Annotated in this window: 8 protein-coding genes and 1 pseudogene; 5 read left to right on the forward strand and 4 right to left on the reverse strand. The window is 62.2% G+C overall.

Annotated features, from left to right (window positions below; translation table 11 throughout):
* On the forward strand, nucleotides 1–530 hold a 530-nt coding region (locus A6D6_RS20965; protein WP_159661782.1), incomplete at its 5' end, for a hypothetical protein.
* Between the two features lie 95 nt (nucleotides 531–625).
* Here the strand turns inward: A6D6_RS20965 and A6D6_RS20970 are convergent.
* Nucleotides 626–1814, reverse strand: a pseudogene (locus A6D6_RS20970) (3-oxoadipyl-CoA thiolase).
* A 260-nt stretch (nucleotides 1815–2074) separates the two neighbouring features.
* Between A6D6_RS20970 and A6D6_RS20975 the strand changes: the two are divergent.
* From A6D6_RS20975 to A6D6_RS20990, 4 genes are all read left to right on the forward strand, one after another.
* Nucleotides 2075–3226: an acyl-CoA dehydrogenase family protein gene (locus A6D6_RS20975; protein WP_133492606.1), complete on the forward strand. Its 1152-nt coding sequence runs from the start codon at nucleotides 2075–2077 to the stop codon at nucleotides 3224–3226.
* Nucleotides 3227–3331: 105 nt separating this feature from the next.
* Nucleotides 3332–4747 (forward strand): hypothetical protein, encoded by a 1416-nt coding sequence (locus A6D6_RS20980; protein ID WP_236564203.1) that lies wholly within the window; start codon nucleotides 3332–3334, stop codon nucleotides 4745–4747.
* Between the two features lie 69 nt (nucleotides 4748–4816).
* On the forward strand, nucleotides 4817–5137 hold the full coding sequence (locus A6D6_RS20985; protein WP_159661783.1) for a type II toxin-antitoxin system RelE/ParE family toxin: 321 nt from the start codon (nucleotides 4817–4819) through the stop codon (nucleotides 5135–5137).
* Nucleotides 5124–5426: a helix-turn-helix domain-containing protein gene (locus tag A6D6_RS20990; protein WP_097058814.1), complete on the forward strand. Its 303-nt coding sequence runs from the start codon at nucleotides 5124–5126 to the stop codon at nucleotides 5424–5426. The genes A6D6_RS20985 and A6D6_RS20990 overlap by 14 nt, the downstream gene beginning before the upstream one ends.
* Nucleotides 5427–5532: 106 nt before the next feature.
* Here A6D6_RS20990 and A6D6_RS20995 read toward each other — a convergent pair whose 3' ends face one another.
* From A6D6_RS20995 to A6D6_RS21005, 3 genes are all read right to left on the reverse strand, one after another.
* Entirely contained in the window at nucleotides 5533–6315 is a 783-nt protein-coding gene (locus A6D6_RS20995; protein ID WP_133492609.1) for a citryl-CoA lyase, read from the reverse strand.
* Between the two features lie 201 nt (nucleotides 6316–6516).
* Complete coding sequence (locus tag A6D6_RS21000; protein ID WP_133492610.1) at nucleotides 6517–8466, reverse strand: TRAP transporter permease; 1950 nt, start codon at nucleotides 8464–8466, stop codon at nucleotides 6517–6519.
* Nucleotides 8467–8554: 88 nt separating this feature from the next.
* Complete coding sequence (locus A6D6_RS21005) at nucleotides 8555–9694, reverse strand: TAXI family TRAP transporter solute-binding subunit (protein ID WP_133492611.1); 1140 nt, start codon at nucleotides 9692–9694, stop codon at nucleotides 8555–8557.
* Nucleotides 9695–9855: the final 161 nt, after the last annotated feature.

Raw genomic sequence — 9855 nt, forward strand, 5'->3', positions numbered from 1 at the left:
CTGTGGGAAGCGGCCTTGGCCGCGAATGGGACCGGAGATATGGATTCACGCTGGATTCGCTGGCAAGCCAGCTTCCCACGGAAGGGGACTATGGAACCGCTGTGGGAAGCGGCCTTGGCCGCGAATGGGGCTGGAGATATGAATTCACGCTGGATTCGCTGGCAAGCCAGCTTCCCACGGAAGGGGACTATGGAACCGCTGTGGGAAGCGGCCTTGGCCGCGAATGGGGCTGGAGATATGAATTCACGCTGGATTCGCTGGCAAGCCAGCTTCCCACGGAAGGGGACTATGGAACCGCTGTGGGAAGCGGCCTTGGCCGCGAATGGGGCTGGAGATATGAATTCACGCTGGATTCGCTGGCAAGCCAGCTTCCCACGGAAGGGGACTATGGAACCGCTGTGGGAAGCGGCCTTGGCCGCGAATGGGGCTGGAGATATGAATTCACGCTGGATTCGCTGGCAAGCCAGCTTCCCACGGAAGGGGACTATGGAACCGCTGTGGGAAGCGGCCTTGGCCGCGAATGGGGCTGAAGATCTGGATTCACGCTGGATTCGCTGGCAAGCCAGCTTCCCACAGCGGCTTCGTAGCAGTGCTGAGGGAAGCAGGATTGCTCGCGATAAGGACGTTAGCGCGGCAGGCGCTCGATCAGCATGGCCACGCCCTGGCCGATACCGATACACAGGCTCACCAGAGCATAGCGTCCACCGGTACGTTCCAGCTGGCGCAGCGCGGTCAGCGCCAGACGGGAGCCGGACGCGCCCAGCGGGTGACCGACGGCGATGGCGCCACCGTTCGGGTTGAGGCGCTCGTCATCGCCTTTCAGGCCCAGTTGCTTGCAGCAACCCAGTACTTGAGCGGCGAAGGCTTCGTTGATTTCGATCACGTCCATGTCCTTGAGGGTCAGACCGGCGCGATCCAGCACCTTCTTGCAGGCGTCCACCGGACCCAGGCCCATGACTCGCGGTGCCACCCCGGCCACGCCGCCAGCGATGATGCGGGCGCGCGGCGCGATACCGGCGGCTTCGCCGGAGCGCGGCGGCGCCGTCGTTGACCCCGGAGGCGTTGCCGGCGGTGATGATGCCGCCCTCAACGATGGCCGGCAGCTTGGCCAGTTGCTCGGCGCCGGTGCCCGGACGCGGGTGCTCGTCGGCGTCCACCACCAGCGGCGGCTTCTTGCGCCCCTGGGGCACTTCCACTGGCATGATTTCTTCCTTGAAGAAACCGTCGGCGCGGGCGGCTTCATAGCGAGCCTGGGATTGGGCCGCGTAGGCGTCCGCTTCCTCGCGGCTGATGCCCAGTTCGGCGGCCACGTTATGAGCGGTTTCCGGCATGGTGTCGGCACCGAATTCCTTAAGGATGCGCGGGTTGGGAAAGCGCGCGCCGATGGTGCTGTCGAACACCTTCATATTACGGCTGTAGGGGCTTTCCGCTTTGGCCATGACGAACGGGGCACGGCTCATGGATTCCACGCCGGCGGCAATCACCAGATCGCCTTCATTGACGGTGACCATGCGCGCGGCATCCAGAGTGGCGGCCAGCCCGGAACCGCACAGGCGGTTCACGGTGACACCGGCCACCGAGTCCGGCAGACCGGCCAGCAGACCCGCGTGACGCGCCACGTTACGGGCGTCTTCACCGGCCTGGTTGGTGTTGCCGGCAACCACATCCTCGAACTTCTCCAGCGGGAAGTCGTTGCGGTTAACCAGGGTACTGATGACGGAAGCCAGCAGGTCGTCCGGGCGAACCGGAGCCAGGGCGCCGGCGTGGCGGCCAAAGGGAGTGCGCAAACCGTCGTAGATATAGGCGTCAAGCATGCTGTGAGGTCCTCTGTGAGCCGGGGGCGAACGACTCCGGAACACCGGCCGAACGCCAGTGCCGGGCGCGCCCGAGGGCGTGTCCGCTGTGCGGAATGTTGTTTTGAAACTTGACGGAAAGGATAGGCCGTGACAGAGTGCGTTGCAAGTCGGGTGACCGTCCGGTCCGCCCTTTCCAGGGAGGCGTCCATGCCGCGATTGAGATCGCGCGCCAGGCTCATCCTCCGCAAAGCCCTCTTGCCGATCGAAACGACAGAATCATGATTCGCGACCCTGAAGTGCTTAATCAGCTCGTCGATACCATTCGACGTTTTGTCCGTGACCGTCTTGTGCCCGCGGAGCAATCCGTGGCCGAAAACGACGCCATTCCCGATGACATCGTCCAGGAAATGAAAGAGATGGGCCTGTTCGGCCTCTCCATCCCGGAAGAGTATGGTGGTCTCGGCCTGACAATGGAAGAAGAGGCCATGGTGGCATTTGAAATCGGGCGAACTTCCCCCGCTTTCCGCTCCTTGTTCGGCACCAACAACGGCATCGGCGCTCAGGGCATTCTCATCGACGGCACCGAAGAGCAAAAGCGCAAGTACGTGCCGAAGCTGGCCACCGGTGAAGTGATCAGCTCCTTCTGTCTGACCGAGCCGGACGCCGGCTCCGACGCCGCCAGCCTGAAGACCCGCGCCGTGCGCGATGGCGATCACTACATTCTGAACGGTACCAAACGGTTCATCACCAACGGTCCGAAGGCCAATCTGTACACGGTGATGGCCCGTACCGACCCGGACAACAAGGGCGCCGGCGGCATCACCGCCTTCGTTGTCGAAGGTGACACTCCCGGTCTGATCCGTGGCAAACCGGACGTGAAAATGGGCCAGAAAGGCGCCCATACTTGCGACATCACCTTTGAAGACTGCCGCGTGCCGGCGGAAAACATCATTGGCCTGAAGGAAGGCCAGGGTTTCAAAACCGCGATGAAGGTGCTCGATCGTGGCCGCCTGCACATCTCGGCGGTGTGCGTGGGCGTGGCCGAACGCCTGATCGAGGATGCCCTGCGCTACGCCATGGAGCGCAAGCAGTTCGGCCAGCCGCTGGCCGAGCACCAACTGATCCAGGCGATGCTGGCCGACTCCCGCGCCGAGGCGTTCGCCGGCCGTTGCATGGTTCTGGAAGCCGCCCGCACCAAGGATGCCGGCCAACCGGTGAGCCTGGACGCGTCCTGCTGTAAACTGTTCTGCGCGGAAATGGTGGGCCGCGTGGCGGATCGCGCGGTACAGATTCACGGCGGTTCCGGCTACATGTCAGAATACGCGGTGGAGCGTTTCTATCGTGATGTGCGTTTGTTCCGGATCTACGAAGGCACTACTCAGATCCAGCAGATCGTGATCGCTCGCAACATGGTGCGCGAGGCGCGGTAAATACCGCGGCTATTCGCTGCCCAGGCAGCTTCCCACAGCGGCTTCGCAGCACGGCTGTGGGAAGCCTGCTTGCAAGCGAATGTTTGCAATCGGGGGACACATTAATTGAACAGGGAATGGCCCCGGCGTTTACGCCGGCTGCTGGATTACGCCTTGCCGCTGTGCATGGCCGCTACCCTGGTTTCCTTGTTGTTTCCCAATCCGGTCTCACCCTGGCTCGCACGCCCCACTCTGCTGATTTATCTGCTGGTCCAATGGCGCCGCAAGAGCAAACTGGCCAAGGGCCTGCTGCTGTTCATCGCCGTTCTCTCGCTGCTGATATCAACCCAGAGTGATGATCCCCTGCCCCAGTTTCTGGCGGCCTGGGATCGCTTCTGTTTCTTCGCCACTTTCGTCTCCGCCCTCGGCTTGTTGCGGGTATCGGCCATGCGCTCGCGCCTGGTGCGCCATGCTGGTCAGGTGCTGATCCGCCAGCGTCCGGCCTGGCGTTATCCGACACTATCCATCGGCACCGCGGTGTTCGGCATGATCATCAACATCGGCGTTATCGGCCTGTTCGGCGCCATGGTGCAACGCAGCAACAGCCTCAGTGCCGCCGGCGGCGAGCGGCGGGTGCAGGCGGTGCGTGAGCGGCGCATGATGCTGTCGATACTGCGCGGCTTCGCCCTGGTGCCGCTGTTGTCCCCACTGGGCGTGACCATGGCGGTGATGCTGTCGAACATGCCATCGCTGCGCTGGAGCACGATCGCGCCGGTGGCCCTGCCCACCGCGGTGCTGATGTTCGCCGTCGGCTGGTTGCTGGATTGGGTGCTGCGCCCGCGTAATTTGAAAGTGCCACCGGTGGACCGGCGCTCTTCGAAACCGCTCTGGCAGTTCAGCGCCCTGGCGGCGGTGATCACTGCGGCGGTGTTCGTGGTTGGCTGGATACTGGATGTGCGCTTGCCGGTGGCGGTATTGATCGCCTGCCCGCTGAGCGCTTTCATCTGGCTGTCATTGCAACGGCGACGGCTGGGCGGCGGTACCGGTGCCCGGCGGGCGGCCATGTTGCTGTACCGGCATTCCCGTCTGATCTTCGGCGCCAACCGTAACGAAGTGGCGATTCTCGGCGGCTCCGCTTTTCTCGGGGCACTGCTGGTACCGGTGATTGATCGCGACATGCTGGCCGAGGCGCTGCTGCACACCGGCCTGTACGGCCCCTGGTTCGCGGTGGCGGCGATGCTGGCGGTGATCCTGCTCTCGCAGATCGGCCTCAACCCGATCGTCTCGGTGACCCTGATCGCCGGCATCTTCGCCGACACCCATGAGATCGGACTGGAACCAGTGGTGCTGGCGGTGGCGCTGATGAGCGCCTGGTCGCTGGCGATGATCACCTCCCCTTTCACCGCCGCCATGCAGGTGCTCGAACAACTGTTACAGCGCTCCTCCTACATGATCGCCTGGCGCTGGGACGGCCTGTTCTTCTGGATTATCGTACCGACGCTGTGCGTGTGGGTTTTCGTGCTGCATGCCTTTCTGGGGTGAGCTGCTGGGGTAAGCGCCCCCCTTTTTCCGTCCTCTTGACGCAATACGTCCGAGACGTATACTGGCCAAATGTACACGGTAGTTGAAACGCCCACTTTCGCAGCGGATGCGGACAAATTGTGGAGCACAGAAGAACGAGCCGAGTTTTGCGCCTGGATCGCAGCGCACCCGTATGCCGATAATGTCGTCCCTGGTAGTGGCGGCTGTCGCAAGGTCCGCTGGTCCCGGCCGGGCATGGGCAAAAGAGGCGGAGTACGCGTTCTTTACTTTACCCGCCTGGCCAATGGAGAAATCTGGCTGCTGGTGATGTACGCCAAAAACACCATCAGCACTATCCCGGCGCACTTGCTGAAAGCCATACGCGAGGAGTTGGAAAATGGCCAAGGATAAAGCTCTGACCGGAGAGGAACTGGGTAAGAAGCTGTTGCAATCGGTTCGGGAGATGAAAGCCGGCTACGTTGCCCGCAGAACCGAAGTGAGTGACAACGAAGTGGCCCAGGCCCGTCACCGGACCGGTTTGTCCCAGTCTGAATTTGCCCGGGCTCTGAATATTTCCCATCGCACTCTGCAGGAATGGGAACAGGGTCGGCGCACGCCGTCCGGCGCCGCCCGGACACTGATCGCGATTGCCTTTCGCCACCCCGAGGTGATCGTGGAGACGCTAGCCAACGAGGGATGATTCAGAGGTGGCTACGCGACCGAGAGCCTATTCGCTGGCAAGCCAGCTTCCCACAGCGGCGTCGTAGCATGGCTGTGGGAAGCTTGCTTGCAAGGGAAGGTTTGACTTATTCCGGGCGAATATGGGCGGTGGCTTCGTCTTCCACGCGTTGCCAGATTTCCACGCCCATGGGGTTTTCCGATTCTTCCAGGATGTGCCCCACCAGACCGATGGCGCGCGCCATGACGCCGAAGCCGCGCACGATTTTCCAGGGGAAACCGAATTCACAACAGATCGCACCGATGGCGCCGGTGGCGTTGATCGGCAGTTGCTTGCCGGAGGCCGCCTCGGCCTTGGCGGCAATGCGCTGCATCAGGTCCACATAGCGGCCGGACAAACCGTTCTCCTCGGCGATTTGGAACAGACGCGGGGTGCGCGGGTCCACCGGCTTGTGCAGCGGATGGCCAAGGCCGGGGATGATCTGCTTGCGGCCACGGAAGTCGGCGACCACTTGATCCGCCAGCGCATCCAGATCCACATCGGCTTGCGGATCCGGCAGCGCTTCATAAAGCATTTTCGAGGCACCTTCCATGCTGCCGACGAACACCGTGCCGAGACCGCACAAACCGGCGGCCACCGCCGCTTGCAGGGATTCCGGCGCGCCGGCATAGGTGATGCGCGCGGCCAGGGCGGACGGGGTGATGCCATGTTCCACCAGGGTGATGACGATGGCGTTGAACACCTTGGATTGTTGCTCGGTGGGTGCTTGGCCGGTCAGTTGCAGGTAGGCCAGATCACCCAGGTTCATGTGACCGAGAATTTCATTGGGCAGGTCCTTGCCGCGCACTTCGATGCGGTCACGGGTGCTCCAGGCGATGTCGGAGCGAATTGGTTTGTTTTGGCGAGCCATGATGACTTCCTCGTTTGGGTTCGTTGGTATGAAAGAATGGACCGCGTTACAGCAGCTTCGTGACTCCTGTACTGTGGGAAGCTGGCTTGCCAGCGAACTGGCCTGAGACATATCTTCAGGCCCCATTCACTGCCAAGCGGAGCGCCGCCCGGACAGTTTCCCACAGCGGCTTCGTAGACCGGTCCGTGAGAGAGCGATGATTCAGAGCTCGGTGCGCGCGTCCTTCCGGGTTCCTGGCAGTAACAGACCGCTGAGATAAACCAGCCCCACCAGTGCCACGCCGGTCACGTCCGTTTCCCAACCCGGCACCATCATCAGCAGGCCGCCGACCAGGAACAGCAGCGCTTTGAAGCGGCTCAAGGCACCGTGGAAATAGGCGTAGCGCTCCAGCCCCGCGGACAACATCCAGACACCGATGGCGGCGGTAATCACATAGCGGACGATGAGCAACGGTTCACCGCGCAGAATCAGTTCCGGCTCCACCACGAACAGGAACGGCAAAATGAACAGCACCGATCCCAATTTGAAGGACTGGAACGCGGTCTTCATCGCCGGCTCGCCGGCCACACCGGCGGCGGTAATCGACGCCAGCGCCACCGGCGGCGTGATGTAGGACAGCATGCCCCAATAGAGAATGAACATATGGCTGGCCACCGGATCCAGCCCCATCTTCACCAACGCCGGGGCCAGCACGATGGCCAGGAAGATGTAGCAGGCGCTGGCGGTCATGCCCATGCCCAGCACGAAACTGGTGAGCGCCCCAAGCACCAGCAACAATGCCACGTTGTCGCCAGCATACTGGATCAGTTCTCGGGAGAAGGCGGTACCGGCGCCGGTCAATGACAGCGCCCCCACTACCAGCCCGATACCGGCCAGAATCGCCACCAGATTGGCCACGTTTTTTCCGGACTCGACAATCACGTCCAGGATCACCCGTTTGCGGTTACCGCCGCGATGCAAAATCAGGGCGGTCACCAGTAACGCCACGGAAGCATAAAACGGTGCCATGGACTCAATCCGCCAGGCCAACAGCAGGAACACCAGCAGTGCCAGGCTGAACAGATAGATCCAGCCTTCCAGCAGGGTTTTCACCACCGACGGCAGTTCCTCCTTGGGCAGCCCTTTGAGCCCCTTGCGCGCGGCGTGCGCGTCCGCCTGCAGGAACAGGATCAAATAGAAAAACAGCGCCGGTACCAGAGCGGCGGAGGCCACCTCCAGATACGGCACATTGAGAAAGGAAGCCATGATGAACGCCACCGCGCCCATGATCGGCGGCATGATGGTGCCGCCGGTGGAGGCACAGGCTTCCACCGCGGCCGCGTAAGTGCCGGGGTAGCCGTAGCGCTTCATGGTGGGGATGGTCATCGGACCGGTGGACAGTACATTGGACACCGCGCTGCCAGACAGGCTGCCAAAGAAGCCCGAGGACAGAATCGATACCTTGGCTGGCCCGCCACGACGGGAGCCCATCAGTGCGTAGGCCAGCTTCATGAAGAAGTCACCGCCACCGGACACCGTCAACACTACGCCGAAGACGATGAAACCGATCAGCAAGTCCGCCACCACCCGCATGGGAATACCGATGATACTTTCCACACCCATGGCGTTGGCGCGAACCGCTTCCTCCAGGGTGTATTGGGAGCCCCACAACACGCCGGGCATGCTGTCCGCGAACAGCGGATAGATGCTGAAAACCAGGCACACCAGCAACAGAACGGTACCGCCGCAACGGCGCACGCCTTCCAGCGCGATCAACACCAGCACCCCGGACAGCACCGTGGGCAACATCGGGGCGTCGATATCCCAACCACTGTTGATAATGGTGGCCGCGTTGGAAGAAAAGTAAATGCCCACCGCCAGTGTTATCAACGCCAGCAACCAGTCATACCACGGCACCCGGTCACCACTGCCCTTGGTGGCGGGAAATACCAGAAAAGCCACCGCCACGAACAGGCCGATCAACAGATAATAGAAGGCGGTACTGAGCGGCTGGAAACCGAACAGATTCAGCGTGAACACCTGGTTAACCGCCAGAGTCAAACCCAGGGCGGACAATACCAAGACAGCGACATAGGCGGCGCCGGAAACCCTCTTGCCTTCCCCTTCCGGGCTCTTGGCCGGGGTGGCGCCGGGATTGGATTCGGCCTGCATGGTCGTTTCTCCGTCATTCAATCGATGGCAACGAACCGGCCGTCGCGGGATCGCCGCATGGCCGGTTCGCTCACAAGCCTGAGCCGGTTCAGCCGGCGCTCAGGGCCTCTTTGCGGTAATCCATCCAGAATTGCGGCCAGGCGTCGTCACTGACGCCCTTGGTTTTGGCTTCGTCACGCGCGGCCTTCCACGCGGCCTGCACCTTTTGCAGATGCTCAAGACGTTTCTGGTTCCACTTGTCATCCTCGGCGGTCCATACGCCGATTTCCTTCAGATAGCGAATCGCTCCAGGATGGAAAGGCGCATCCACCGGCGGACGGCCGGACAGTTTCACGTCCCAGCGGGGCATCACCGGGTTCGAGTCCTTATACAGGTCGTAGGTGGAAGCCACCGCCTTGGTCATGTTGTAGGCCTCGTCATCGGAGAGCGCCGCATAGCTGACGATCATCGGATAGCGATACGCCGCCATCGACGCCGGTTTGTCCTCGGACATACCGGCGCCCACGGTTTCCATGGCGGCTTCGAAGATCGGCGCCACCTTGTTCAGGCGTTCCCAGGCGTCCTTGTCATCCAGAGGGATGCGCGGCCAGGCCAGACCGCGAGGGCTGGAAGCCAGCTCATAGAGCGTCGGCGCTCCCGGAGAGACGATGGCGGCATCCACGGTGTCTTCGATCATGCCGCGCAGAGAAGCGCCATAGGACGGCAGGCGCACTTGCTGGACGTCATCCCAGGTCAAACCGGCGGACGCCATCAGCGCTTCGGCTTTGATGTTCACGGAAGGGTTGGCTTCCACATAGGCCACGCGCTTGCCGCGCAGATCCTCGAGTGTCTTGATGTTGGCGTCGGCGGCGGTGGCCAGCGACACCGAGGCCGGACGGCCCAGCAGCACCCGCAAATCCTGGGGGCCCCAATCCGGCGTGGCGAAATCGTAGATGCCTTCCGCGGCGAAATAGGTTTCGGTGGCGAGGAAGGCAAATTTGACCCGGCCGGTTTCCAGCGGCTTGAGACGGCCGATGGCGGTACCGGAGGGCATGATGCGAATACGCACGCCGTACTCTTTCATCAAGGCATCGGCGATCATCGACGCTTCGGTATAGCCGGAGGAGCCCACATCGTAGGCGCTCCAGAGCATGGAACGTTCCAGGTTGACGTCGTCGGCCAGCGCGCCGTGCGCGGTGACCAGAGGCAGAGCGGCCAGCGCCGCCCATTTGGCGAGGGACTTGAACATAGTGGTTATCCTTATTGTTGAGTGTTGATGGTGATCCGTGGGAGGCCAGCTTGCTGGCGAATTCTCTCCCTCCGGCGTTGGCGCATTCGCTTGCAAGCAAGCTTCCCACAGCGGCTCTGTAGAAAAGCCATGGGAGACCAGCTTGCTGGCGAATTCTCGCC

Origin of the sequence: Alcanivorax xiamenensis (assembly GCF_009846745.1) — a bacterium.
GTDB lineage: Bacteria > Pseudomonadota > Gammaproteobacteria > Pseudomonadales > Alcanivoracaceae > Alloalcanivorax > Alloalcanivorax xiamenensis.

Coding starts and splice junctions, on each gene's coding strand:
- A6D6_RS20975 (WP_133492606.1), top strand. CDS start 2,075: ATGATTCGCGACCCTGAAGTGCTTAATCAGCTCGTCGATACCATTCGA.
- A6D6_RS20985 (WP_159661783.1), top strand. CDS start 4,817: ATGTACACGGTAGTTGAAACGCCCACTTTCGCAGCGGATGCGGACAAA.
- A6D6_RS20990 (WP_097058814.1), top strand. CDS start 5,124: ATGGCCAAGGATAAAGCTCTGACCGGAGAGGAACTGGGTAAGAAGCTG.
- A6D6_RS20995 (WP_133492609.1), bottom strand. CDS start 6,315: ATGGCTCGCCAAAACAAACCAATTCGCTCCGACATCGCCTGGAGCACC.
- A6D6_RS21000 (WP_133492610.1), bottom strand. CDS start 8,466: ATGCAGGCCGAATCCAATCCCGGCGCCACCCCGGCCAAGAGCCCGGAA.
- A6D6_RS21005 (WP_133492611.1), bottom strand. CDS start 9,694: ATGTTCAAGTCCCTCGCCAAATGGGCGGCGCTGGCCGCTCTGCCTCTG.